This window comes from Streptomyces sp. NPDC001351 (assembly GCF_042896045.1).
Classification (GTDB): Bacteria; Actinomycetota; Actinomycetes; order Streptomycetales; family Streptomycetaceae; genus Streptomyces.
In genome coordinates this window covers 1-24,047 of record NZ_JBIAWS010000013.1, presented here as the reverse complement: position 1 = coordinate 24,047, position 24,047 = coordinate 1, and the positions used below count along the sequence as shown (strand labels likewise).

20 protein-coding genes are annotated in these 24,047 nt (G+C 71.4%); 4 read left to right on the top strand and 16 right to left on the bottom strand.

Features of this window, described 5'->3' with window-relative positions; all coding sequences use genetic code 11:
- Positions 1-26 precede the first annotated feature (26 nt).
- The 13 genes from ACFY1U_RS37390 to ACFY1U_RS37330 all read right to left on the bottom strand — a co-directional run bounded on the left by ACFY1U_RS37390 (position 27) and on the right by ACFY1U_RS37330 (position 17,561).
- Positions 27-1,373 (bottom strand): VWA domain-containing protein, encoded by a 1,347-nt coding sequence (locus ACFY1U_RS37390; protein ID WP_390698499.1) that lies wholly within the window; start codon positions 1,371-1,373, stop codon positions 27-29.
- 98 nt (positions 1,374-1,471) lie between these two features.
- Positions 1,472-2,806, bottom strand: a complete 1,335-nt coding sequence (locus ACFY1U_RS37385; RefSeq protein WP_390698498.1) for a PP2C family serine/threonine-protein phosphatase — start codon at positions 2,804-2,806, stop codon at positions 1,472-1,474.
- Positions 2,807-2,809: 3 nt separating this feature from the next.
- A complete protein-coding gene (locus ACFY1U_RS37380; protein ID WP_390698497.1) occupies positions 2,810-5,305 on the bottom strand; it encodes a tetratricopeptide repeat protein in 2,496 nt (831 codons plus the stop codon).
- The gene (locus ACFY1U_RS37375) at positions 5,302-6,636 is read right to left on the bottom strand and encodes a hypothetical protein (protein ID WP_390698496.1); all 1,335 of its coding nucleotides are present in this window, start codon (positions 6,634-6,636) and stop codon (positions 5,302-5,304) included. Before ACFY1U_RS37375 ends, ACFY1U_RS37380 begins: the two co-directional genes overlap by 4 nt.
- Positions 6,637-6,701: 65 nt before the next feature.
- A complete protein-coding gene (locus ACFY1U_RS37370) occupies positions 6,702-7,751 on the bottom strand; it encodes a glutamate ABC transporter substrate-binding protein (protein ID WP_390698495.1) in 1,050 nt (349 codons plus the stop codon).
- A gap of 14 nt (positions 7,752-7,765) precedes the next feature.
- Positions 7,766-9,220, bottom strand: coding sequence for a hypothetical protein (locus ACFY1U_RS37365; RefSeq protein ID WP_390698494.1), 1,455 nt, complete (start codon positions 9,218-9,220; stop codon positions 7,766-7,768).
- A gap of 193 nt (positions 9,221-9,413) precedes the next feature.
- Positions 9,414-10,415 (bottom strand): N-acetylglucosamine kinase, encoded by a 1,002-nt coding sequence (locus ACFY1U_RS37360; RefSeq protein ID WP_390698493.1) that lies wholly within the window; start codon positions 10,413-10,415, stop codon positions 9,414-9,416.
- Positions 10,406-11,671, bottom strand: a complete 1,266-nt coding sequence (locus tag ACFY1U_RS37355) for a 6-phospho-beta-glucosidase (protein WP_390698492.1) — start codon at positions 11,669-11,671, stop codon at positions 10,406-10,408. The genes ACFY1U_RS37360 and ACFY1U_RS37355 overlap by 10 nt, the downstream gene beginning before the upstream one ends.
- Positions 11,672-11,761: 90 nt before the next feature.
- Entirely contained in the window at positions 11,762-12,655 is an 894-nt protein-coding gene (locus ACFY1U_RS37350) for a carbohydrate ABC transporter permease (RefSeq protein WP_390698491.1), read from the bottom strand.
- Positions 12,656-12,657: 2 nt separating this feature from the next.
- Complete coding sequence (locus tag ACFY1U_RS37345) at positions 12,658-13,599, bottom strand: carbohydrate ABC transporter permease (RefSeq protein WP_390698490.1); 942 nt, start codon at positions 13,597-13,599, stop codon at positions 12,658-12,660.
- 7 nt (positions 13,600-13,606) lie between these two features.
- Complete coding sequence (locus ACFY1U_RS37340; RefSeq protein ID WP_390698489.1) at positions 13,607-14,944, bottom strand: ABC transporter substrate-binding protein; 1,338 nt, start codon at positions 14,942-14,944, stop codon at positions 13,607-13,609.
- A gap of 86 nt (positions 14,945-15,030) precedes the next feature.
- On the bottom strand, positions 15,031-16,242 hold the full coding sequence (locus ACFY1U_RS37335) for an ROK family protein (protein WP_390698488.1): 1,212 nt from the start codon (positions 16,240-16,242) through the stop codon (positions 15,031-15,033).
- Between the two features lie 221 nt (positions 16,243-16,463).
- Positions 16,464-17,561 carry a mechanosensitive ion channel family protein gene (locus ACFY1U_RS37330; RefSeq protein ID WP_390698487.1) on the bottom strand — a complete coding sequence of 366 codons (1,098 nt, stop codon included), beginning with the start codon at positions 17,559-17,561 and terminating at the stop codon, positions 16,464-16,466.
- Positions 17,562-17,895: 334 nt separating this feature from the next.
- On the opposite strand from ACFY1U_RS37330, the gene ACFY1U_RS37325 reads away from it, so the two are divergent.
- Positions 17,896-18,432 carry an HNH endonuclease gene (locus tag ACFY1U_RS37325; RefSeq protein ID WP_390698486.1) on the top strand — a complete coding sequence of 179 codons (537 nt, stop codon included), beginning with the start codon at positions 17,896-17,898 and terminating at the stop codon, positions 18,430-18,432.
- Between the two features lie 89 nt (positions 18,433-18,521).
- On the opposite strand, the gene ACFY1U_RS37320 is transcribed toward ACFY1U_RS37325, so the two are convergent.
- Genes ACFY1U_RS37320 through ACFY1U_RS37310 form a run of 3 tightly spaced genes read right to left on the bottom strand, consistent with a single transcriptional unit; the run spans position 18,522 to position 21,099 of the window.
- On the bottom strand, positions 18,522-19,877 hold the full coding sequence (locus tag ACFY1U_RS37320; protein WP_390698485.1) for an ABC transporter permease: 1,356 nt from the start codon (positions 19,875-19,877) through the stop codon (positions 18,522-18,524).
- A complete protein-coding gene (locus ACFY1U_RS37315; RefSeq protein ID WP_390698484.1) occupies positions 19,874-20,569 on the bottom strand; it encodes an ABC transporter ATP-binding protein in 696 nt (231 codons plus the stop codon). Before ACFY1U_RS37315 ends, ACFY1U_RS37320 begins: the two co-directional genes overlap by 4 nt.
- Positions 20,566-21,099, bottom strand: a complete 534-nt coding sequence (locus ACFY1U_RS37310) for a PadR family transcriptional regulator (RefSeq protein ID WP_390698483.1) — start codon at positions 21,097-21,099, stop codon at positions 20,566-20,568. Before ACFY1U_RS37310 ends, ACFY1U_RS37315 begins: the two co-directional genes overlap by 4 nt.
- Positions 21,100-21,275: 176 nt before the next feature.
- On the opposite strand from ACFY1U_RS37310, the gene ACFY1U_RS37305 reads away from it, so the two are divergent.
- The 3 genes from ACFY1U_RS37305 to ACFY1U_RS37295 all read left to right on the top strand — a co-directional run bounded on the left by ACFY1U_RS37305 (position 21,276) and on the right by ACFY1U_RS37295 (position 23,916).
- On the top strand, positions 21,276-21,506 hold the full coding sequence (locus ACFY1U_RS37305) for a hypothetical protein (protein ID WP_390698482.1): 231 nt from the start codon (positions 21,276-21,278) through the stop codon (positions 21,504-21,506).
- Positions 21,507-23,594, top strand: coding sequence for a 4-alpha-glucanotransferase (gene malQ / locus ACFY1U_RS37300; RefSeq protein ID WP_390698481.1), 2,088 nt, complete (start codon positions 21,507-21,509; stop codon positions 23,592-23,594).
- A 70-nt stretch (positions 23,595-23,664) separates the two neighbouring features.
- Positions 23,665-23,916 (top strand): hypothetical protein, encoded by a 252-nt coding sequence (locus ACFY1U_RS37295; protein ID WP_390698480.1) that lies wholly within the window; start codon positions 23,665-23,667, stop codon positions 23,914-23,916.
- Positions 23,917-24,047 lie beyond the last annotated feature (131 nt).

The window sequence follows — 24,047 nt, the reverse complement described above, 5'->3', positions numbered from 1 at the left end:
TGTGTACGGCGACGTGACGTCCGGTGTCACTTCTTTACACGAACAGTCTTTGTCGACCGTGTTTCGAGAGTCATCTCGTCGGCCTCCTCGACCTTCGCTTTCAGTCGCACAGTACCTGTCGCGGCATCGACCACGTCCACCACCTTCGCAAGCAGTTTCGCAGTATCCGCGTTTCCGGAGGCGCTGGCGAGCTGAACGGCCCGGCCCAGTTTGGCCGTTGCTCCATCCATATCGCCCGCTTTGCGAAGATCCAGCCCTTGTTGGATGGCCTGTGCCAGTTCGGCCTGCCCGGTGTAGTGGGCGACCTGGGGGTTGATCGAGGTGGAAGCCACCATGTCGTCGGTCCATACGGCCCTGACCAGGCCCTGGGCGCCGAGGTTCTGGGCGCTGCCGTCGGGCTGCGGGACGACCAGGGAGACCCGGGCGGCGAGCATCTCCTGGCCGAGGCTCGCGGCCGGGACCTCGACGCATACGTGGTAGTCACGGGACTCGTCCCCCCAGGAGCCGGTGGGGTAGTCCCCGGCCCGCGGGCCGGCCTCGGTGCGGCGGTCGGTCAACTCCTCGACGGTGGGCGCGACCTGCTTGACGAACTTGATGGCGGTGCCGACCGGCGTCCACAGCCTGAGGGCGACGTCGGCGACCTCCTTGCCCATCGCCTTCTCCATCATCTGCGTGAAGTCGGCTGCGAGGGCGGCCGGGTCGGCGACGATGTCGGCGGTGCCGAGCAGGGCGGAGGCGATCCCTGTGACTTCTTTCACTTCCCAGTCGGTGCCCACGCCACGTGCGTCACAGGTGAACCGTCCGGCGCAGGAGTCCAGGGCGGCCCGGAGGTCCTCGGGCGACTCGTGCTCGTTGCGGCCGTCGGTGAGCAGGATGCCGTGCCGGATGGCGACCTCGTCCGAGGAGAGCAGGCGGTCGGCGAGCTTCAGCCAGGTGCCGATGGCCGTGCCGCCGCCCGCGCTCAGCTTGCGCAGGGCCTCCTTGGCCTGGCTTCGGGTGGCGGCGTCGGCGACCGCGAGGCGGCCGCCGCCCGGGTAGACCTCCTTGGCGACGTGCGTGCCGCCGATCACCGCGAAGTGCACCCCGTCGCGCAGGGTGTCGATCGCGGCGGCCGTCGCGTCACGCGCGTTGCGCATCTTGGTCGGCGGGTAGTCCATCGAGCCGGAGCAGTCGACCATGATCGCCACGCCGGCCGACGGACCGCGCCCCGGTGCGTAGAGGTGCGGCGCGGCGACCGCGCTGCCGACCGTGCCGCCGCCGGTGGCGGTGACCGTCACGATGGCGTTGACCTCGCGGCCGCCCTCCGGCAGGTACTCGTTCTGGTACACGTCCATCGAGAACTGCGGCACGCTGGACTTCGAGAAATTGGCCATGCCTACTCAAATCCCCCTCGAATACCCCGCGCTCGCGGGGCGACGACTGTATGCGGACCGGTCCCCTCCGGTCCGCTGAGGCATCCCCGTATACGGCCTCAGGCCGATCCTGCCCCCTGAGGGACGGCCGGGAACGGCACGACGGCCACTGTTACGTTGTCGTGGCCCCCGCCGTCCAGGGCGTGACCGACCAGCACACGGGCGCTGTGCAGTGGACGTACGGCGGCATCCGCCGGCACGACCTCGGCCATCTCCTCGGCCGCCTCCGCGTAGTTCCACAGTCCGTCCGTGCACACCACCACTACACCCGGCCGGTCCGGCTTGAAGGAAGCGGTGTGCGGCTCCAGTTCGTAGGCGTCCGCGCCGAGCCAGCCGGTGATCGCGTGGGCGCGCTCGTCGGCGTACGCCTCCGCCTCGCTCATCAGGCCCGCGGAGACCATCTGCGCGGCCCACGAGTCGTCCTCGGTGAGCCGGGCCGGGGCCGAAGTGCGGTCCACCGGCACCCAGTAGGCGCGGCTGTCGCCGACCCAGCCGACGACCAGCAGCCCCGAGGTCACGACCGCGCCGACGATCGTGCAGGCGGGCGCGTTCTGGTGCGGGGAGTGCTCGCGGGCGGTGGCGGGTTCGTCGGCCAGGGCGTTGACCGCGTGCGAGGCGGCCACGATCGCGTCGTGCATGGCCTGCTGCGGGTGCGTGCCGCGCGGCAGGGCGGTGAGCAGCGCGTCGCCCGCGGCGCGGGCGGCAGCGAGCGAGGCGTCGTCGGGCCGGGTCGCCGAGGAGACGCCGTCGCAGACGATCGCCACGGACGCGGGTGCGCCGTCGGGCAGGGTGGCGGTGCCGATGCCGAACGCGTCCTCGTTGCGGTGGTGGCGCAGACCGCGGTCGCTGACGGCGGCCACCGGGCCGGACTCCTGCTCCATGTGGTCGCGCTCCCGGGGCTGGGCATGCCCGCAGTTCTCGCAGTAGCCGTCCGCGTCGACGCGGCCCGCGCGGCAGGCCACGCACAGCTTGGCCTCCTCGGCGGGCGCGGCGAGCGAGGCCACGCGCGGATCCGGGGCCTGCAGCGGGTACTCGTCGGGCACCGGCGGCCGGTCGAAGCGCACACCGGAGGCCGGGGAGACCGGCGACCCCGTGGGCTGTCCCGCAGGCAGCGGGGAGCCGCCCGAGTCCGTCCCGTGCAGGTCCGTCGGCAGATGGGTCGCCGCCGGGGTGTCGGAACCGCCCGGACCCGCGGCGACGGGCCAGGCCGCACCGCCGCCTTCGCCCGGCTGCACGTCCGAGCCGTTCAGGGCGATCGTGGGATGGTCGTCCGGCCGTGCGGGCACGACGGACAGGTCGTATCCGCACGCACCGCAGAAACGGTCACCCGACTCGAGCGGCCACTCGCAGCTCGGGCAGTTCGACAGGGCGGCCTGCTGGGGCATCTGCGACATCAACTACACCCACGTCCGGGGGCGGTAACGGTTGGCACGTTCCACCAGGTCGATCCTCTCCTCGCCGCCCCGCGCCAGCCGGGCCAGCGTGCGGTACGAACGCTCCAGGCCGAAGCGGAGTCCCCGCTCGTCCAGGTCACTGCCGAGCAGCACGCGCTGCGCGGCGGGCGCAACCACCTGGCCCCCGGAGAGTATCCAGTCCAGCGCGCAGCCGAGGACTTCGGCGGACAACTGCTCCCGGCGCGCCGGATCCAGACCGTACGCGTCCAGCGCCTCGACCTGCCCCGCGGCGGCCCTCAGGTCCTCCAGGAACGGTACGTCGGAAGCGGCCGCCGTGCGCCCGCGCAGCCGCGCCCGTACGGCCGCCACCCGCGCGGCCGTGTAGTGGATCGAGGACTCCGGCACCGACTCCAGCGTCCGCACGGCACCGCGCCGGTCCCCGGCGGCGAGCTGTACGCGGGCCAGGCCGAACGCGGCGCTCACATAGCTGGGGTCGGTCGACCAGACCAGCCGGTAGTACTCGGCCGCGTTGTCCAGCTGGCCCAGCACCTCCGCGCACAGACCGAGCGCCAGCTTGGGCGCGGGTTCGCCGGGGAACGCGTCGTAGATCGCGTCGAAGGCGAGCGCGGCGCCCTCCTCGTCGCCGGTCACCAGCGCGGCCACGCCCCGGTACCAGACCACCCGCCAGTCGTCCGGCCGCTCGGTCTCCAGGGTCTGCAGGGCGTTGAGCGCGGTGGCCGCGTCGCCGTTCTCCAGCCAGGCGCGGATCTGCCGCAGCCGGGTCTCGACCGAGGCCGCCGGAGCCGCGGCGAGCGCCCCGAGCAGCTCGGCCGGCGCGGTCGTCATCAGGCCCGCGAGGAAACCCGCGTTCGGGTCGGAGGGGTCGACGCGCGGGACGGGCAGGGCGAGGGCCGCGGTGGGGGAGTCGACGTGCTTGACGAGGGCCGCCGTGCCGTTCGCGGAGGCGGGGAGCCGCGGCTGCTGCCCCTTCCGCGGCTGCACCGCCCGCGCCCCCAGCCGCGACACGTCCCCCTCCAGCTTCGGGAACAACTCCGTGTCGGTGACCTTCAGTTCGGGCCCGAACAGTGTCGACAGCGCGGGCCGCGCCCGCCCCGTCTGCAGCGACACCACCTCGCGCAGTACGCCCGTCAGCTGCTCCGCCATCTCCTGCGCGGAGGCGAACCTGCGGGCCGGGTCGGGGTCGGTGGCGCGGACCAGGAGCCGGTAGAAGGACTCGTACTCGCGGAAGACCTCGATGTTGTCGGGGTCGGGCAGGGAGTCCACGAAGACGTTCGTGTAGCCCTGGAAGTCGAAGGACAGGACGGCCAGCGTGCGCGCGACCGTGTACAGGTCGCTCGCCACCGACGGGCCGACCTCGGCGACCTCCGGCGCCTGGTAGCCCACCGTGCCGTAGATGGCCGACTCCTCGTCGTCCATTCTGCGCACCGCGCCCATGTCGATCAGCTTGAGCTGGTCCTCGGTCTGGATCGCGTTGTCGACCTTGAAGTCGCAGTACAGCAGGTTGCGGCTGTGCAGATGGCCGAGGGCCTCGAGCGCCTCGATGCCGTACGCGCACGCCTGCTCCACCGGCAGCGGATCCCGCCTGCCGTCCGGGGTGCGGCGGTCGTTGGCGATCTCCTTCAGGGACTTGCCGCCGACGTACTCCATGACGATGTAGCCGTCGAGCGAACCGGTGCGCTGGTCGAGATGCTCCACGAAGTTGTAGATCCGCACGATGTTGGAGTGCTCGATCTCCGCCAGGAAGCGCCGCTCGGAGATCGCCGCCGCCATCGCGTCCTGGTCACCGGTGTCCAGGAGGCCCTTGAGGACCACCCAGCGGTCGGAGACCGCCTTGTCCACGGCGAGGTAGACCCAGCCGAGGCCGCCGTGCGCCAGACAGCCGACGACCTCGTACTGGCCGTGCACCACGTCGCCGGACTTCAGCTTCGGCACGAAGGAGTAGGGGTTGCCGCACTTGGTGCAGAAGCCCTCGGTGCGGCCCGCGCGGTCGCCGCGCGAGCGGCCCACCGGCGCCCCGCAGTCCGAGCGCGAGCAGAACCGCTTGCGCTCGGGCACCTCCGGGTTCTCCAGCACCATCTCGCGCGGATCGGGCCGCGGCACGTCCGGCACCTGCACCAGGCCCACGCCCAGCCGGCCGCGGGAGCCGGTGCTGGTGCCGGAACCGGAGCTGCGCACCGACACCGAACGGCCCGTGGACTTCCCCGACAGGGAGCGCGAGAGGCGCCCGGACACCGAGCGCCGGGACTTCGACGACTGCGAGGAGGTACGCGAGCTGCCGCGGCTGCCGGCCGGCGAACTGCCGCTGTCCTGCGAGCCCTTGCCGCCGCCGGTGATGCCGGTGGCCGGCGAGTTCACCATGCCCTTCGCCGACACGACCGGCGCGAGACCGCAGGTGTCGCAGTACAGCTCGCCGCCGCCCACGTCCTCGTACGTGCCCTCGCAGTCCGGTCGTTGACAGGTCTGCTGTGCCTCACTCATGACGACGTCTCCCCCCTGCGGTCGTGCGGACCGCCCTGCCCCGGCACGCGCGGGGCGCCGAGCACTTCGGCGGCCGCCTGCTGGTAGCGCAGCACGGCCTGTTCGGCGACGCGCAGATCGCACGGGGCGCTCCACAGCATGCGGCGCGCCGCGTCGTACCGCTCGATCAGGAACGGATCCTCGGCGTACCCGAGCCGGGCCACCTTCGCCTTGTACGCGTCGAGGCGGCCGCGCAGCTCGGCGCGGACCGCCAGGGGCGCGGTGACCGCGGTCAACGACTCGCGGGCGCGCAGCAGTTCGTCCTCCGCCTTCTGCTCCAGGGACTCCAGGAGCGGGGACAGGCGGTGCCACTGGGCATGTCTGCGGTACTCGGCGGCCGTCGCCAGCTGCTCCTGCAGCGCGGTCGGCGGGCCGCTGACGACCGGCACCTCCGTGGCGGCGATCTTCGCGAGGACCTCCCCGCGCGCGTTGCGCGCCTCCGCGAGCGTGCGGTCCGCGCGGCTGAGCACGTCCCGCAGCTTCACCAGCCGCTGCTCCGCGTCCTGCCGGACGGTGAGCACCGCGTCGATCTCCCGGCGCACCTCCTCCAGGGCGCGCGCCTCCCGGTCGTACACAGTGGTGTCCGGCCGGCCGCCGCCCGGCGCCGAACTCCCCTGCGCGGGAATCCAGTACGCGAGCGGGTCGGAGATCACCTGCTCGCGCAGGGTGGTCAGGGTGCGGGTGATGCGCTCCAGGTCGTCGCCGGAGGGGTGCTCGCCGGGGCGCACCCCGACGGAGTGGGCGAGCGTACGGGTGCGCTGGAGCTCCGCGGCCAGTAAATCGATCCGGGCGGGCAGCGCCGACCAGACCGCGTCGGCCGCGACCACCATGTCCAGGCTCGACGCGTACAGCTCGTTCATCAGGTCGACGAGGGCGGCCAGGGAGAACTGCCGGCTGAGCTTGCCGGGGGCGGACAGCAGCGTCGGCGCGTTCGCCGCGGCCGTCGTCGAGCCCGCGACCGTGACGGACTCGCCGCGCAGCAGTTCCGTCAGCTCCACCAGGTCCTCGCGGCTGGACCAGCGGCGCCGGGAGCGGATCTCCCGGGCGGAGCGCAACGCGTCCGTGTACGCGTCGAAGTACGCCCACAGCAGCGTGATCGACGCCTCCGCGGCGGTCCACCGCTCCTTGGTGATGCCCGTCAGCTCGGCGCCCTCCAGGAGCCTGCGGCCCGCGTGGTCCTGCAGGGCGAGGAGCGAGGTCTCGATCGCCTCGTGCTCCGCGCCGAGCCGCGCCAGCGCACGGTCCACCTCGTCCCGGTCCATCACCGGCCCGGCGGGGTCCGTGACGCCCATCGATCACCTCTCGCTGCTGTCGTGTTCCGTCGTGTTCTGCCGTACGTACGTCAGTTGATGATCGGTCACTTGTAGTGGGCTTCGGGAGGGGTCGCCGACGCCGACTTCTCGCCGCCCTGGTCCATGGTCGGATGCAGCCACTTCTCGTACGAGGCCGCCCAGTCGCCGTCCTTGATGTAGTTCTGCAGGGTCCGGTTGACCTGGCGTATCAGATCCTGGGAGCCCAGCTTCATCGCCACGCCGTAGTACTCGTCGGTGAACAGGCCGCCCTTCAGCTGCACCGTGGGGTCCTGTGCGGCCTGGCTCGCGGCGAGCGCGCCGTCCGTGACCACCGCGTCGACCTCGCCGAGCTGCAACTTCACCAGGCAGTCGAGCTGGTTGGGGACCACCGTCCCGATGTCCGCGCCGCTCGGGAGAGTGCCCTTCTGCTTGTCGCCCTGCAGTCGCTCCAGGGCGGTCGAACTGTCCGCCGAGCAGATCCTCTTGTGGGAGAGGGTCTTGTTGTATCCCGTGATCGCCGAGGTCCGCGGGGCGAGGACCTGCTGTCCCGTCCTGAAGTAGGGCGCGGAGAACGCGACTTGCTTGATCCGGTCGCAGTTGATCGTCATGGTGCGGACCACCATGTCGACCTCGTCGTCCTGAATCGCCTTGATCCGGCGGCTGGTCGGGATGGCCTTGAACGAGACCGCGTTCGGGTCGCCCAGGATGTCCTTCGCGATCTGATGGACGAGATCGATGTCGAAGCCCTCCGGCGCGCCGGAGGTGTTGTTCGGGTTGAGATAGCCCCAGCGGTAGCTGTTGGTGTCGATGCCGACGATCAGACGGCGGTCCTTGCGGGCCTTGATCCTGTCGATGACCGGTGTGCTCCCGTCACCGCCCGACGGCGACGGACTGCCGTCCTGCGGGTTGTCGCACTTGGCCGCCGCCCTGGCCTGCAGGCCCTGCGCGAGGCCCGGGCCGCCGCTGCCCGCGGCGTCGTCCGTGCCGCTCGACTGGGTCAGGGGCAGCAGCAATGCGAACGCCAGGGCCAGGGCGCACAGGGCCGCCATCGCGCCGACCCCGCCCCAGCCCCTCAGGCCGGTCCGCAGACGTTGTGCCAGACGCCGTGCATCCATCGTCCCGCCCCCTCTCACCGGTACTCCGACAGCCTGCGCCCGATGCCGACCACCGCGCCGGCCGCACCCAGCACCGCCAGGACCGCGGCCCCGTAGGGCAGTCCGGTCAGCGCGTCCCGGCCGTCGCCCGCGGCCTGCTTGAACTCGGCCTGCTCATGGTCGAGTGCCGTCTCCAGAGCGATGTCCACATTGTCGAAGCACACGCTCGTCGGGTCCTTGCCGACGCCGATGACCTTGTCCCGGGCCTGCTGGTACTCGCCCTTGTCGTTCAGACCCTGCGCGACCCCGTGCCGCTCCTTCCACGCCTTCATGTAGCCGTTCGCGTCCTGTACGGGCTTGTGGCCCGCCGAGTCGTCCGCGAGACCGTCGGCCTTGGTCAGCGACGTGGCCAGCACGTCGATCTGCGCGTCGTACCCCGCGGCGTACGCGTCCACCGGGTTGCCGCCCACGACCTTGGTGTCGGCGCCGCGGCGGATCAGGCTGAGGTTCTCGTCGCTGCGGGCCGTCAGGGACGCGATACGGGCGTCGTGCAGCACGTTCAGCGAGCGGACGCCGTGGTTGTACGAGGCGTTCAGCCCCGAGCGGGCGACCGTGTGGCCGACGACCAGCCAGAGCAGCACCACCACGGAGGCGGCGGAGGCGGTCACCAGTCCGTGGTTCAACACCCGGTTGGTGCGCAGGTAGTTGCGGCGCTGTGCCCAGGCCAGCCCGCCGAGGGCGAGCAGACCGAGGCCGATCGCCGCCCACGGGAACGACTTCGCGTCCGCGTAGTCGGAGCTCAGCCGCTGGTTCTCCTTCTGGTACAGGGCTTCGGCCTTCGGCAGCATCTGCTGCTGCATCTGCTCGTTCGCCGCCCGCAGATACGCGCTGCCCACCGGGTAGCCCTGCCGGTTGTTGGCCCGGGCCGTCTCGACCAGGCCCTTGTACTGGGGCAGCAGTTTGTTGAGCTCGGCGATGGTCTTCGCCGAATCGGAGCCCGGAACCGAGCTGGAGGCGGCGGTGACCAGCTTTTCCGCGGCCGTCCTGATGCCGTCCTCGTACCGCTGCCGCGTCTCGGGCTTCTCCTGCGGGCCCGCGAGATAGCCGCTGGCCGCCGCCGTGTTGGCGTCGGCGAGCGAGCGGTAGATGTCGGCCGCGTCGGAACTGAGCGGCTGGCTGCGGGTGAGCACGTCCTGGGCGGCCGTCGCCCGGGCCGTCATCTGCCAGGCGGTGACCGCACCGAACGCGACGACGAGGAGGGCGAGCAGCGCACCGATGATGCGCAGCCTTCCTGGCTCCGTGGTCGCGGCCTCGCGCAGCCGGTCGACGCCCTCCGCGAAGGCCGTACGACGTGCGGAGACGGCGTCGGGAACGGCTGCCGGGCCCGTCGGCGTGGGGGGAACGGGCCGGCCCGGCTGTGGCGGTACGGACGGCATCGTGGGCACGGCGGTGCCCGGCCTTGCCGCACTGCTCTTCGGCGGGTGTGTCACTTTTGACCTCCCCCATGGTCATCCGTCACAGCAAGTATCGCCGCCGGGACTGACATCCGCACGGGGTGCCTGCCGGCGGCTTGCAGAAATCCGTACCACCCCTGCCCATGAACACGTATGGGGAATCAGTTCGGTTCCGTACTGGGGGCTGCCGCCCCCAGGCCCCCGCCCTTCGGCCTGAACGGCCTCGTCCTCAAACGCCGGACGGGCTGAAAACGCCTGGCTGGCGTTCGAAGTGTGCCCGTGTCCGCTCGTGCACGTCCGCTTTCGCGCCCACCCTGTCCAGGCCCAGCAGTGCCGCCCCCAGCACCGGGCTGGCCGTCACGACCCGGGGGACCGCCTTCGGGGCGCGGGCGGACAGCAACTCGCGGATTCCGTCGTTGAGTTGGGGGTGCTGGGCGGCCAGGACGCCGCCGCCCAGGAGGACCGGGGTCTCCTCCGCCAGGAGGTCGAGGCGGGTCAGCGCCACCGTGGCCATGGTCACCACCTCGTCGGCCAGGCGGTCCACGATCGCGCGGGCGACCGGGTCGCCGTCCGCCGCCGTGGCGAAGAGGACCGGCGTCAGCTCATGGCGGCGGGCGGGCGGTACCTGCTCCAGGTGGAGGGCCTCGATGAGGGCGAGCATGGTGGCGTGGCCGAAGTGGGCCGGGAGGGCGCGTGCCAGGGCCGTGGGCTCGCCGCGGCCGTCCTCCGCCCGGGCCGCGTGCCACAGGGCCTCCTCGGCGAGGCCCCAGCCGCCGCCCCAGTCGCCGGAGATGCGGCCGAGGGCGGGGAAGCGGGCGGTGCGGCCGTCGGGGCGCATACCGACGCAGTTGATGCCGGCGCCGCAGACGACGGCGACCCCCCGGGGCTCGGTGACGCCCGCGCGCAGGATGGCGAAGGTGTCGTTGCGGACCTCCACGCCCGCGCCCCACGCGCGCGCGTGCAACGCGGCCGCCAGCTGCTCCTCCTCGAAGGGGAAGTCGGCGTTGGCGAGACAGGCGGAGACGTGGTCGACCGAGCTCACCGCGGACGCCGCGAAGGCCCGTTCCACCGCTTCGGCGACCTTGTCGACGGCCGCCTCCACGCCCACCACGGGCGGCCGGAACCCGCCGCCGCGGGCCGTTGCGAGGACGGTTCCGTCGGCCGCGACGACCGCGACGTCGGTCTTGCTGTTGCCCGCGTCGACGGCGAGGACACGTGCGGTCATGCCCACGCGAGATGCTCCCGGTTGTGTGCGATCAGTCGGTCGGTGAGGGCTTCCGCGTACTCGTACTGGCCGATGAGGGGATGGGCGAGGAGGGCCTTGAACACCCGGTCGCGGCCACCGCGCAGCGCCGCCTCCAGGGCCAGGTCCTCGTACGCCGTCACGTTCGCCATCAGACCCGCGTACAGCGGGTCGACGGACGGTACCGGCAGCGGGAGCGGCCCCTTCGGGCCCACCGCCGCCTGCACCTCGATCACCGCGTCGTCCGGCAGGAACGGCAGCGTGCCCCGGTTGAGGGTGTTCACCACCTGGTACGGGCTGCCGGCCGAGCCCAGCAGGGCGGCCGCCAGGTCCACCGCCGCCTCCGAGTAGTAGGCGCCGCCGCGCTTGGCGAGCAGCTCCGGCTTCTCGTCGAGGGCGGGATCGCCGTACATCTTGAGCAGGCTCCGTTCCATCTCGGCGACTTCGGCGGCACGGGAGGGCTTGGTGCGCAGCTCGCGTACGACCTCGTCGTGTGCGTAGAAGTAGCGCAGGTAGTACGACGGGACGACGCCCAGGCGGTCGAGCACGGCCCGCGGCAGCCGCAGGTCGGCGGCGATCGCGTCGCCGTGTTCGGCGAGCAGCTTGGGCAGGACGTTCTCGCCCTCGGGGCCGCCCAGGCGGACACCGGTCTCCCAGGTGAGGTGGTTGAGGCCCACGTGGTCGAGGTGGATGTCGGCGGGTGAGACGCCGAGCCGGTCCGCGAACTTCCGCTGGAAGCCGATCGCCACGTTGCACAGGCCGACCGCCTTGTGACCCGCCTGCAGCAACGCGCGCGTGACGATGCCGACCGGGTTGGTGAAGTCGACGATCCAGGCGCCCGGGTTGGTACGGCGGACCCGTTCCGCGATGTCGAGCACCACCGGGACCGTGCGCAGCGCCTTGGCCAGGCCGCCCGCGCCGGTGGTCTCCTGGCCGACGCAGCCGCACTCCAGCGGCCAGGTCTCGTCCTGTTCGCGGGCCGCCTGTCCGCCCACGCGCAGCTGCAGCAGCACGGCGTCGGCGCCGTCCACGCCGGCGTCCAGATCGTCGGTCGTCACGATCCGGCCGTCGTGGCCCTGCTTGGCGAAGATACGGCGGGCCAGGCCGCCCACCAGCTCCAGGCGTTCGGGCGCCGGGTCGACGAGGACCAGTTCCTCGACGGGCAGGGTTTCGCGCAGCCGGGCGAAGCCGTCGATGAGTTCGGGGGTGTAGGTCGAGCCTCCGCCGACCACGGTGAGTTTCACAGGAGGTTCCCTCGCTTTTGGGCGCCGGGGGCGGTCTTGATCGGCCGGGGGTCCGGGGGTTGTCCCCCGGGGAGACACAGCATGTGTGGCTTAACCCTTCACTCCGGTGAGCGTGACGCCCTCGACGAACGCCTTCTGGGCGAAGAAGAACACGAGGATCACGGGGGCCATGACCAGCACGGTCGCGGCCATGGTGAGGTTCCAGTCGGTGTGGTGAGCGCCTTTGAAGGACTCCAGGCCGTAACTGAGGGTCCAGGCGCCCGGGTTCTCCGACGCGTAGATCTGCGGGCCGAAGTAGTCGTTCCAGGCGTAGAAGAACTGGAACAGGCCCACGGCCGCGATGCCCGGTCTGGCCATCGGGAGGACGACCTTCAGGAGGGTGCGCAGGTCGCCGCAGCCGTCCACCTTCGCCGCGTCCAGGTACTCGTTCGGGATGGTCATCAGGAACTGGCGCAGCAGGAAGATGGAGAAGGCGTCGCCGAACGCCATCGGGATGATCAGCGGCCACAGCGTGCCCGACAGGTCCAGCTGCTTCGCCCAGAACAGGTACATCGGGATGATGATCACCTGCGGTGGCAGCATCATCATCGAGATCACCAGCATGAGCGACAGATTGCGGCCCCGGAAGCGGAACTTGGCGAGCGCGTACGCCACGGGGATCGAGGACGCGACAGTAAGGACTGTTCCCAGTCCCGCGTAGATCAGCGTGTTCTTCCACCAGGTCAGGAAGCCCGGCGTGTCGAAGACCTTCTTGTAGTTGCCCCATTCCCAGGTGTGCGGGACGAGGTCCCGGCTGAGCGCCTGGGTGTCGCTCATCAGGGAGGTCAGGAACACGAACACGAAGGGGAGGACGAAGAAGAGCGCGGCCGCGACGCCGAGGGAGTGGATCGCGACCCATTCGAGTACGGCACGGCGGCGGGCCGTGCGCTCGGCGGGGGTGACCGGTGCCTTCAACTGCACGGGCTTGTCCAGTACTTGGGTCATGGTCAGTCACCTGCCAGGTTGAGACCGCCCCGGCGCCGCATCAGGAACGCGGTGAACACCATGGACAGGGCGAACAGGACCAGGGCGACGACACACGCGGAGCCGTAGTCGAAGCGCTGGAAGCCGAGGTTGTAGACGAGCTGGGGGAGGGTGAGGGTCGACTTCTCGGGATAGCCGGGCTCGAACTGGGTGCCCGCGCCCTGGATCACGCCCGAGGCGACCTTCCCGGCGATGAGCGGCTGTGTGTAGTACTGCATCGTCTGGATCACGCCGGTGACGACGGCGAACATCACGATCGGTGAAATGTTGGGAAGGGTTACATACCGGAACCGCTGCCAGGCGGACGCCCCGTCCAACTCGGCCGCCTCGTACTGCTCCTGCGGTACGTCGAGCAGCGCGGCCATGAAGATGACCATCAGGTCGCCGATGCCCCACAGGGCGAGCAGGGTGAGGGCGGGCTTGGACCAGGTGGGGTCGTTGAACCAGCCGGGGGCCGGGATGCCGACCTTCTCGAGGATCGAGTTCACCGGGCCGGTACCGGGGTTGAGGAGAAAGGCGAACGCCATCGTGGCGGCCACCGGTGGGGCGAGATACGGCAGGTAGAAGAGGGTGCGGAAGACCCCCGTGCCGGTCTTGATCTTGGTGATCAGCAGGCCGACGCCGAGGCCGAAGACGACCCTGAGGCTCACCATGACCAGCACCAGCCACAGGGTGTTGCGCAGGGCCGGCCAGAAGTAGGGGTAGTGCTCGAAGACGTACGTCCAGTTCTTCGTTCCGCTCCACGTCGGCGCTTTGAAGCCGTCGTAGTGCATGAAGGAGAAATAGACCGTCGAGATCAGCGGATACGCGAAGAAGACCGCGAAGCCGATCAACCAGGGCGACATGAAGGCGAGGGTTCGAAGCGCCGATCGACGGCGCTTCGACGCCAGGGTGATGGTGCTCATCGTCGGACTACTTCGCCTGCGCGATGTCCGTGTCGATCTGCGCGGCCGTCTTCTTCAGGCCCGCCTTGAGGTCGGTGACCTTTCCGCTCTCGTAGTCGTAGCCGAAGTTCTGGATCGTCGTGAGATACACGCCGCCGTTGACGGAGGCCGGAGAGGTGGTCGAGTTCGGGTTCGCGGCGATGTCCAGGAACGTCTTGAAGCGCGGGTCGTACTTCAGCTTCGGGGACTTCAGCGCGGCCAGCGTCGAGGGCACGTTGTGGATGGCGTTGGAGAAGTTCACCACCGCGTCCGTGTCCGTGGTCATGTACTTCACCAGCTCCCAGGCCGCGTTCTGCTTGTGGCTTGCGGCGGAGATGCCGGTGATGGTGCCGGTGATGTAGCCCTTGCCGTACTGGCTCACCTGGTCGTCGGGGACGGGTAGCGGGGCCACGCCGATGTCGAACTTCGGCTTGGCGTCCAGGGCCATGCCCAGCCGCCATTCGCCGTCCAGCTGCATGGCCACCTGACCGGTGTGGAAGGGGTGCTTGACGCCCCATTCGTCGCCGAGCTTGGAACGGTAGGTCTCCAGTTTCGTGAAGCCGCCGAGTTCGTCGACGAGCTTCTTCTGGAGTGTGAATCCGGCCTCGAAGGCGGGGTCCGTGGCGAGCTGTGACTTCCCGGCCTTGTCGAAGTACGTCGGGGAGAACTGGCCGAAGTAGTGCTCGGTCGTGGTCTCCCAGCCGTGGTAGTCCGGCATGAAGCCGAGCTGCTTGTAGCTGTCGCCGTCCGGGATGGTGAGTTTCTTGGCGTCGGTCTCGAATTCGGACCATGTCTTCGGCGGCGTCTTGATACCGGCCTTCGCGAAGGCCGTCTTGTTGTAGTAGAGCCCGTAGGCGTCACCCAGCAGTGGTGCGGTGCAGCGGTTGCCGTCGAACTGGGTGTACTCGTTCATCGCCTTCGGGAACGTCGTCTGCGGGTCGATGCCGGCCTTCTTGAAGAAGGGGCCCAGGTCGACCAGCGCACCCGACGAGCAGAACTTTCCGACGTTGTTGGTGGTGAAGGAGGAGATGACGTCCGGGGCCTTGTCGCCGCCCGTGCGCAGTGCCTGGTTGATCTTGTCGTCGGTCATGTTGGCGACGACGTTCACATGGATGTTGGGGTGGGCCTTCTCGAAGCCGGAGACCAGTGAGTTGACGGCCTTCACTTCATTGGGCGCGCTCCAGGCGTGCCAGAAGTTGATGGTGGTGTCCTTCGAGGCGTCGTCGTCGGCGCTGGAGGAGGACTGGCCGGTACAGGCGGTGGCGAGCAGGGCGAGGGAGGCGGAGGCGGCGAGGGTGAGGGCCGCTTTCCGGGATATTCCGGGCATGTCAGGGTCTCCCAGGGACAGGGCAGGGGATGGTGAGGGAAGGCGGGGGGTGAGTACGGGGGCCCGTACGCGGTGCGTACGGGGTGTCAGCGCGAGGTGTCGAAGACCTCGTCGCGGGTGGTCGCGAGGGCGCTCTCCAGCGCGCCGCGCAGCACGGGGTGTTCACGGACGTCGCCGACCACGAGCCGGGGCCGGGAGGCCGCCAGCTCCTCCAGCTCGGCCTGGACGAGGGCGCGCAGCACCTCGCCGCCCGAGGTCAGCGAGGCGCCGCTGAGGACGACGAGTTCGGGGTCGAGGACGGAGACGAGGGAGGCGAGACCGGTGGCCAGCCGGGTCGCGTACGTCTGCAGCAGCTTGCGATGCAGGACGGTGTCCTCGGTGGCGGCCCGCTCGACGAGGGCGGCGGCGACCTCGGCGTACGGCCCGGAGGGGATCTGCCCGATGCCGAGTTCACCGGCGAGGTGCGGGATGGCCTGGGAGCCGGCCAGCTCCTGGTAGCCGCCACTGTTGGCCTTGGTCACATGCCGGACCAGAGGTGCGCCGGGAACGGGAAGGAAACCCACCTCTCCCGCGCCGCCGGTCCAGCCGCGGTGCAGTCGCCCGCCGAGGACGAGGGCGGCACCGAGGCCGCCCTCGTTCCACAGCAGCACGAAGTCCTCGTGCCCACGGGCAGCGCCCAGCCGCTGTTCGGCGACGGCGGCGAGGTTGACGTCGTTCTCGTACTCGACCGGCATCGGCAGGGCGGCGGCGATCTCGTCGAGGAGGGCCGGGGTGTGCCAGCCGGGGAGGTGGGAGGCGTAGCGCAGGCGGCCGGTGTTGGGGTCGAAGGCGCCGGGGGTGCCGATGACGAGCCGGTGGATGTCGTCGCGGGCGAGCCCCGCGGCCTTCACGGCGCCGTCGAGGGCGTCGGTGACCTGCCGGACGACGGGCTGGGTGGGCCGCCTGCCCGGGGTCGGGAGCTCGAAGGAGCCCACCGTGCGCCCGGTGATGTCGGCGACGGCGGCGAGGACCCGCTCGGGGGTGACGTCGAGCCCCGCGGCGTACGCGGCGGCCGGATTGACCTCGTACAGCTGGGCATTGGGGCCGGGGCGTCCCTCCGTGGTGCCGGTGGCAAGGACGAGCCCGGCCGCTTCTAGGCGGGCGAGCAGCTGGGAGGCGGTCGGCTTGGAGAGGCCGGTGAGCTTGCCGATCCGGGTGCGGGACAGGGGGCCGTGCTCCAGGAGGAGGTCCAGGGCGGCGCGGTCGTTCATGGCGCGCAGGACGCGCGGGGTGCCCGGCGTACCGGCTGTTCCTGCCATGTGGGTCGCCACCTGCCTTTCGACTGCCCAGCTTCTCAGCGACCAGGGAGGTAAGTCCATCGGACGATCACCGGAGGGCCGTCTCCCGATCACTGTTAGGAAAGTTTCCTATTGGCTGGAAAGGAACGTAAGCCCAGGGCGAAGGAGGCGTCAATAGAAACCGCCCCCGAGGCAACAGACTCGTTACCTCGGGGGCGGGTGGAAGGTGCTGGGGGCCGGACCTACTTCGTCGCCGGCCGCTGCTGGACGAGCGGTGTTGCCGCCTCCGACTGCGGGGATTCGGGGTTGGAGAGCACCGACGGGGCAGCGACCGCCGCCGTGGCGTCGGCGGGCTCCTCCTCGTCGGCCGGCGCCGTCGCGCCGCCCACGATGCGGATGTTCGCCGCGTCGAAGGCGCGCTTGATCCGCCAGCGCAGTTCCCGTTCGACGGTGAGGGACTTGCCGGGCATGGTCTTGGCGGAGACGCGGACCACCATCGAGTCCAGCAGCACGCTGTCCAGGCCGAGGACCTCGATCGGGCTCCACAGGAGCTCGTTCCAGGGCTCCTCCGCGCTCATCTTCTCGGCGACCTCGTCGAGGGTGGACTTCAGCCGGTCCAGGTCCTCGTTCGCCTTCACGGTCACGTCCACGCCGGCCGTCGCCCAGCCCTGGGAGAGGTTGCCGATGCGCTTGACCTCGCCGTTGCGGACGTACCAGATCTCGCCGCTCGTGCCGCGCAGCTTCGTCACGCGCAGGCCGACCTCGATGACCTCGCCGGACGCGACGCCCGCGTCGATCGTGTCGCCGACGCCGTACTGGTCCTCAAGGATCATGAAGACGCCGGAGAGGAAGTCCGTGACCAGGTTGCGGGCGCCGAAACCGATCGCCACACCCGCGACACCGGCGGAGGCGAGCAGCGGGGCCAGGTTGATCTGGAACGCGGCCAGGACCATCAGGGCCGCCGTACCGAGGATCACGAAGGACGCCACCGAGCGGAGCACCGAGCCGATCGCCTGGGAACGCTGGCGGCGGCGCTCGTTGTTGACCAGCAGGCCGCCCAGCGAGGTGCCGTCGACCGCCTCGGCGGTGCGGGTCATCCGGTCTATCAGCTTGGTGATCGCCCGCTGCACGACCGCTCTGAGCACCCCGGCTACCACCAGGATCAGCAGGACCCGGAGCCCGATCGCGAGCCACGTGGACCAGTTCTGCTCGACCCAGCTGGCGGCGTTGGTCGCGCTCTGCTGGGCCTCCTGGATCGTGCGGACCGCCGAGGGCGTCGACTCCGAGGGGGTCGGCGACGGTGACGAACCGGCGGCCAGTAGGACGGCGGGCAAGGACACTGCAGATACCTCCAGGTGCAACGGTCTGCCGTCCGGCACGGTCCATACGGTCCGACTGGGTCAAGGTCACGAAAAGGTCACCGCGACGGCAGGCCCACCACACTATCGGGGCATGGTGTGCGAATCCTCGCCATCTTCTGAGGAGAGACCGTGCTCACCCCGGGTTGAGCAGGTGGGATAAACCGATGCGCCTCCGGGGGATGAATCAGATGTGGTCGAAAACACTCCCAGCCCGTTACCGGGACATGGTGGCGCTTCCACCAGGCAAGAGGGGAGACTGACTACAGATCGTCCCGGCGCGAGCCACGCGCCGCCGACGCCCAAGGAGGCATCCGTGCCGCATGTCCTGGTCCTCAACGCGTCGTACGAGCCACTCGGCGTCGTACCGCTCCGCCGCGCGCTCGTCCTCGTCCTGGAGAACAAGGCTGTCTCCCTGGAGGAATCCGGCGCCTTCCTGCACAGCGCAACCGTCACAGTCCCCGCACCCAGCGTGGTCCGGCTCAAGCGATTCGTCCGGGTTCCCTATCGGGGGCCCGTTCCTCTGACCCGTAGGGCGCTCTTCGCGCGCGACGGGGGCCGGTGCATGTACTGCGGTGGCGTCGCAACCAGCGTCGACCACGTCATCCCGCGCAGCCGCGGGGGCAAACACGTCTGGGACAACGTGGTGGCGTCCTGCCGCCGCTGCAACCACGTGAAGGCCGACCGACACCTGTTCGAGATCGGCTGGCGGCTGCGCCACAAACCCGCTCCACCCTCCGGTCTGGCCTGGCGGATCATCGGCACCGGCCATAGGGACCCGCGCTGGCTGCCGTACTTGCAGCCGTACGGCGCGGAGGACGCCATGGCCCGGATCGACGGCATTTCCGCCTGACGGTCCGGGCCTTCGCACACCCCCGGTGACGGGGCCTGCGGTCACGGGGTCCGGCCCCGGGAGCCCCCCGTACTCCCGGGGCCGGACCGTCATGCGTAGCGCAGCTCCGCGGGCCGGACCGAGCGGCGCAGCAGCGGCAGCGAGGTGGCTGCCGCCAGCAGACAGGCCGGGTAGACGGCGAGCGGGACCAGGAGCGAGGCATACGGCACGGGCAGTGCCAGGGGCTCCGAGGTGATCGAGTCGTACCAGAAGCTGATCACCGTGCCGCCGAGGCCGGCCACCGCGATCGCGGGCGCCAGCGGCACCGCGGTCTCCAGCAGCAGCGCCCGGGCCAGTACCCCGTGCGGCACTCCGGCGGCGGCCTGTGCGGCCAGGCCCCGGCGCCGGGTGGCGACGGACTCGGCGGTGCCCACGGCGAGCGCGGTCAGCAGCAGCGCGAGGGCGACGAGGATCGCGGCACCGGTCAGGTTCAGACCGTTCTCGTAGAACCCCTTCCCCTCGGCGTAGTGCGCCTGCGCGGAGTGCAGCCGCACCAGCATGACCTGCCGTACGCCCGCGAAGCCCGAGGCCGCCACCGTCACCAGCAGCACCGCGGCATGGGTGCGGGCCGCCGCCCACGGGTCGTCGTGCAGCCGTCCCGCCGCGATCAGTACCGCGGGGCTCTTGGCACGGGCGGTGAGCCCCTCGCCCAGCTGCCGGGCCGACGCCCCGGTCAGCCACACCGCCACCGCGCCGACCAGGAGGCACACCGCGAACACGGTGAGCGGGGCGAGCGCGAACTCGAAGGGGACGTCATCGAAGAAGGGGACGGTCACGATGTACACCACCGTCAGCGCGAGCGCCGCGGTCGCCACCCGGAACATCCGCCCCGGACCCTCGGCCGGCCGCACTCGCCGTATCCGCCCCAGCGGCGAGGTCACCACACGGCGCAGCACCAGCGCGCTCACGGCCGCGCCCAGCACCGGCACCCCGAAGGCCACCACGGCCATGCCCACCCAGGCCAGAGGGGCGGGCCTGTGCCACAGCCGCAGCAGGGTCGGCACGGAGATCACCGTGGCCACGGCCGCACCCGCCAGACATGCCAGCCCCGACTCCAGTGCCGCGATCCGCCGCACCTGGGCGGGCGTGGCGCCCGCCAGCCGCAGCGCGGCCAGCCTGCGGTCCCGGTGCACGGCGCCGATCCGGGCGCACTGGCCGAGGAAGCCGAGCACCGGGATGAACAGCATCAGCAGCGCGAAGATCACGCCGATACGGGTGCCGGGCTGGTCGAGCAGACCGCCGCCCACGGACAGGGAGAGTTGGCCGTCCAGCGACAGCAGCGCGGCGATCACCAGCCCCAGCCCGGTCGCGAGGGCCGCTCCGACGGCGGTGAGGAGAACGCGCCACCCTTCACGGCGGTCCGAACCCCGGGTGAGCAGCCAGGCCAGCCGCAGTTCGGTCGTCATGCGGTCGCCCCCACCGGCAGCACGCGGCCGTCGCTCAGCCGGACCTCGCGGTACGCGTACGCCGCCACCTGGGCGTCGTGCGTGATCAGCAGGACCGCCGTGCCCGCCTCGCGGGCCGTATGGACCAGGGCTGTCATCACCTGCTCGGTCGCCAGGGAGTCCAGCGCGCCGGTCGGCTCGTCGGCGAAGACGACCTTGGGGCCGGTGACCAGTGCTCGCGCCAGCGCCGTCCGCTGGGCCTGGCCGCCGCTCAGCTCACCGGGCCGCAGCGCCTCCTGCCCCCGTACGCCGAACCGCTCCAGCCACTCGCCGGCCGTCGCCCGGGCGTCCTTGCGGGCGGCGCCCGCGAGCATCAGCGGCAGCGCCACGTTGTCCAGGACCGTCAGCTCCGGAATCAGCTGCCCGAACTGGAACACCACCCCGAAGTCGCTCCGGCGCAGCTCGCTCAGCCGCTTCTGAGGCAGCTGGTCGAGCCGCTGCCCTTCGTAGGTCACCGAGCCCGCGTCCGGGCGGACGATGCCGGCCAGGCAGTGCAGCAGCGTGGACTTCCCGCTGCCGCTGGTGCCGGTCACGGCGAGGATCTCGCCGGACCGCAGTTCCACCGAGGCGCCGCGCAGCGCCTCGGTCCTGCCGTGCGCCTTGGTGAGGTCACGGGCCGCCAGAAGCGGCACCGTGCTGTCCCCGTTGCTCATGCTGCGTCAACCTCCGCGGTCAGGGTGGTGAGCCGGGCCGCCGTCGTGGTCATCCAGCGGAGGTCGGCGTCGAGATGGTTGAGGGCGTAGTCCGCCGAGAGCACGGTCGCGAGGTCGGCGCCGGGCGCCGTCTTGACCGCCGTGAGCTCCCGCATCCGTTGCATGTGGGCGGCGCGCTGGGCGGCCAGATAGGCGTCCGCGTCGCCGCCGGAGAGGATCGAGACGACGACCTTGGCGAAGATCTCGTTCGTCACGAAGGGGGCGGGCGGGGCGATCTCCCGGGCCCATGCGGCCAGTTCACGCGTTCCGTCGTCGGTCGAGCGGTACGTGGTGCGCTCCGGGCCACCGTCCGAGTCGGTGCCCTCGACCTCGGCGAGACCGTCCCGGACCAGGCGCTGCAGGGTCGTGTAGACCTGCCCGTAGGCCAGCGGACGGGCCTGCGGGAAACGTTCGTCGTGCCGTCGCTTCAGGTCGTAGCCATGGCTCGGCCCCGAGGCGAGCAGCCCCAGCAGGATGTGGCGGGTGCTCATGGCGATCATTATGCACTCGCTACATGTACTGAGTGAATAGTGATCCCTGCGATGCCTTGGAGTTGACGCAGAATGTGAGGAGAGGCACGTAGTCCCTTTCGGTACGTCTGCCGCCGCGTCCGGTGGGTAGGGCTGCGTTAACCCGCAAGCCCGCCGTACTCGACAAGGAGGCCCCCGTGGCCGCACCGGCTTACCCCCTCTCCAAACCCGTGGCGCAGCTGCCGTCCCTCGATCCCGAGCCGCACTTCTGCGTCTTCAGCGCGGAGGGCGCCTGCGCCGAGACCCCGCTGACCAGCGAACCGCCGCTGCCCGAGGCCGAACCCCTCACCAGTGAGCCGCCGCTCGCGGACGCCGCGCCCCTGACCAGCGAGGCGGTGGCCCCCGAGCCGGACGCTCCGAGGCTCTAGGTGACGGCGCAGGGGTCGGCCGACCCGCCCTCCGAGGAGCTGTACCGGCTCGCCGCACTGCACGGCGTCGCCACCTCCTACAGCCCCTCCCCGGACCGCACGGTCGCGGCCTCCGCCACCGCCGTCACCCTTGCCCTCGCCGCCCTCGGCATCGACGCGGGCACCGACGACACGACGCGTGCCGCGCTCGCCGCCCGCGAGCGGGAGCTCGGCGAACGGCTGCTGCCGCCCACGGTGGTGCTATGGAGCGGAGCCACGTCCTCCGCCCTCGAAGCCCTCCCGGCCGGCACCCGGCTGCGCGTCGAGACCGAGCAGGGCGAGACACGCGCCTCGGCCGAGGAACTCCCGCCCGGCGTCCACCGGTTGACGGCCACCGCGCCCGACGGCCGCAGCGCCGAGGCCCACCTCGTCGTCGCCCCGCCCCGGCTCCCCACGCCCGCCGCACGCTCGTACGGCCTGCTCGTCCAGCTCTACTCCCTGCTCTCCCGGCGCTCCTGGGGCATGGGTGACCTCGGTGACCTCGCCGAGCTCACCGCGTGGGCCGGACGTGCGCTCGGCGCGGGATTCGTCCAGGTCAACCCGTTGCACGCGGCGGTGCCCGGCGCCCCCACCGACCCCTCCCCGTACCGCCCCTCCTCCCGCCGCTTCCCCGACCCCGTACATCTGCGCGTCGAGGACATCCCCGAATACGCCCATGTCGAGGACCGGGAGCGGGTGCGGGCGCTGCTCGGGCGCGCCGCCGAACTGCGCGAGGCCGTGCTGGAGAAGGGCGCGCTGATCGACCGGGACACCGTGTGGGAGCTCAAGCGGGAGGCGCTGGAGCTGATCCGCGAGGTGGAACTCGGGCCCGGCCGGCGCGCCGCGTACGTCGACTTCCTCGCCGAGCAGGGCGAGGCCCTGGAGGACCACGCCACCTGGTACGCCCTCGCCGAGGTGCACGGCTCCGACTGGAGCCGCTGGCCCGCACCGCTCCGAGACCCACGCTCGGCCGAAACCGCCCGCGCCCGCCGGGAGTTGATGGACCGCGTGGACTTCCACTCCCGGCTCGCCTGGCTCACCGACGCCCAGCTCACCGACGCCCAGCGCGCCGCGCGCGAGGCCGGGATGCCGGTGGGGATCGTGCACGACCTGGCGGTCGGGGTGCACCCCGGCGGCGCCGACGCCTGGGCGCAGCAGGAGTACTTCGCCGCCGGGATGTCGGTGGGCGCCCCGCCGGACGCCTTCAACGCGCGCGGCCAGGACTGGGGCCTGCCGCCCTGGAGACCGGACCGCCTGGCCGCCTCGGGCTACGAGCCGTACCGCCGCCTGCTGAAGGCCCTCTTCCGCTACGCCGGCGCCCTGCGCATCGACCACGTCATGGGCCTGTTCCGCCTCTGGTGGGTGCCGCAGGGACATCCGCCCACGGAGGGCACCTACGTCCGTTACGACGCCGAGGCCATGCTCGCGATCCTCGTGCTGGAGGCCTCGCGCGCCGCGGCGGTCGTCATCGGCGAGGACCTGGGCACGGTCGAGCCGGGGGTGCGGGAGACCCTGCGCGAGCGCGGGGTGATGGGCACCTCGGTGCTGTGGTTCGAGCGGGACTGGGAGGGCGACGGACAGCCGCTGCCGCCCGAGGCCTGGCGCGCCGACTGCCTCGCCACCGCCACCACCCACGACCTGCCGCCCACCGCCGCCCGACTCACCGGCGAACACGTCGAACTCCGCGACCGTCTGGGCCTGTTGACCCGCCCGCTGGAGGAGGAGCGCGCGGAGGCGGCCAACGACACGGGGGAGTGGCTGGGTCTGCTCGCCCGCCTCGGCCTGCTGCACGGCACCGGCGGCGCGCACGGCGTGTCGCAGGAGGAGGCCGAGATCCAGGCCGTCCACCGCTTCCTGCTGCGCACCCCGTCCCGCATGATCGGCATCTGGCTCCCCGACACGGTCGGCGACCGCCGCCCGCAGAACCTCCCCGGCACCTGGGACCAGTACCCGAACTGGCGGCTGCCGATCGCGGACGCGGAGGGCCGCCCGGTGACGCTGGAGGAACTGGCCGGGTCGCCGCGGCTGCATGCGCTGATCGACGTCCTGCGGACGGTACGGCCGGGGTGAGGAGAGGGCCGATCCCGTAGAGCACCCCCCGAACGAGCGACCCCAATCGTCGTTCGATACTTTTGACAGCGTGGACAAGAAGAACGCCCTGCGCGCCGGCGCCCTGGCCGCCGGTACGACGCTGATGATGCTGCTCATGTCGTCCCCCGCCTCCGCGCTGATCCGCGACGACGGCGACGACCCCGGCAAGGGCCTGAGCGTCGGCGAGACGCTGGGCCTCTACGTCCTGGCCCCCCTGGCCCTGTTCGCGATCATCGCGGGCCTGGTGATGGCGCTGGACAAGTCCAAGGACCGCCAGCCGAAGGCCAAGGCCAAGGCCTGACCTCATGTTTCCCGGGGGCGGGGGGGGGGGGGCGGGCGGGGGCGGGGGGGGGGGGCGCCCCCCGGGGGGGGGGGGGGGGGGGGGCGGGGGGGCGGGGGGGGGCGGGCGGCCCCCGCGGGGCCTTACCGCCC

Bases quoted from the DNA above. Each gene is read 5' to 3' on its own strand.
- ACFY1U_RS37380 (WP_390698497.1), bottom strand. From the start codon at position 5,305: ATGAGTGAGGCACAGCAGACCTGTCAACGACCGGACTGCGAGGGCACG.
- ACFY1U_RS37340 (WP_390698489.1), bottom strand. From the start codon at position 14,944: ATGCCCGGAATATCCCGGAAAGCGGCCCTCACCCTCGCCGCCTCCGCC.
- ACFY1U_RS37390 (WP_390698499.1), bottom strand. From the start codon at position 1,373: ATGGCCAATTTCTCGAAGTCCAGCGTGCCGCAGTTCTCGATGGACGTG.
- ACFY1U_RS37385 (WP_390698498.1), bottom strand. From the start codon at position 2,806: ATGTCGCAGATGCCCCAGCAGGCCGCCCTGTCGAACTGCCCGAGCTGC.
- ACFY1U_RS37375 (WP_390698496.1), bottom strand. From the start codon at position 6,636: ATGGGCGTCACGGACCCCGCCGGGCCGGTGATGGACCGGGACGAGGTG.
- ACFY1U_RS37310 (WP_390698483.1), bottom strand. From the start codon at position 21,099: ATGAGCACCCGCCACATCCTGCTGGGGCTGCTCGCCTCGGGGCCGAGC.
- ACFY1U_RS37315 (WP_390698484.1), bottom strand. From the start codon at position 20,569: ATGAGCAACGGGGACAGCACGGTGCCGCTTCTGGCGGCCCGTGACCTC.
- ACFY1U_RS37320 (WP_390698485.1), bottom strand. From the start codon at position 19,877: ATGACGACCGAACTGCGGCTGGCCTGGCTGCTCACCCGGGGTTCGGAC.
- ACFY1U_RS37345 (WP_390698490.1), bottom strand. From the start codon at position 13,599: ATGAGCACCATCACCCTGGCGTCGAAGCGCCGTCGATCGGCGCTTCGA.
- ACFY1U_RS37370 (WP_390698495.1), bottom strand. From the start codon at position 7,751: ATGGATGCACGGCGTCTGGCACAACGTCTGCGGACCGGCCTGAGGGGC.
- ACFY1U_RS37335 (WP_390698488.1), bottom strand. From the start codon at position 16,242: ATGGCAGGAACAGCCGGTACGCCGGGCACCCCGCGCGTCCTGCGCGCC.
- ACFY1U_RS37350 (WP_390698491.1), bottom strand. From the start codon at position 12,655: ATGACCCAAGTACTGGACAAGCCCGTGCAGTTGAAGGCACCGGTCACC.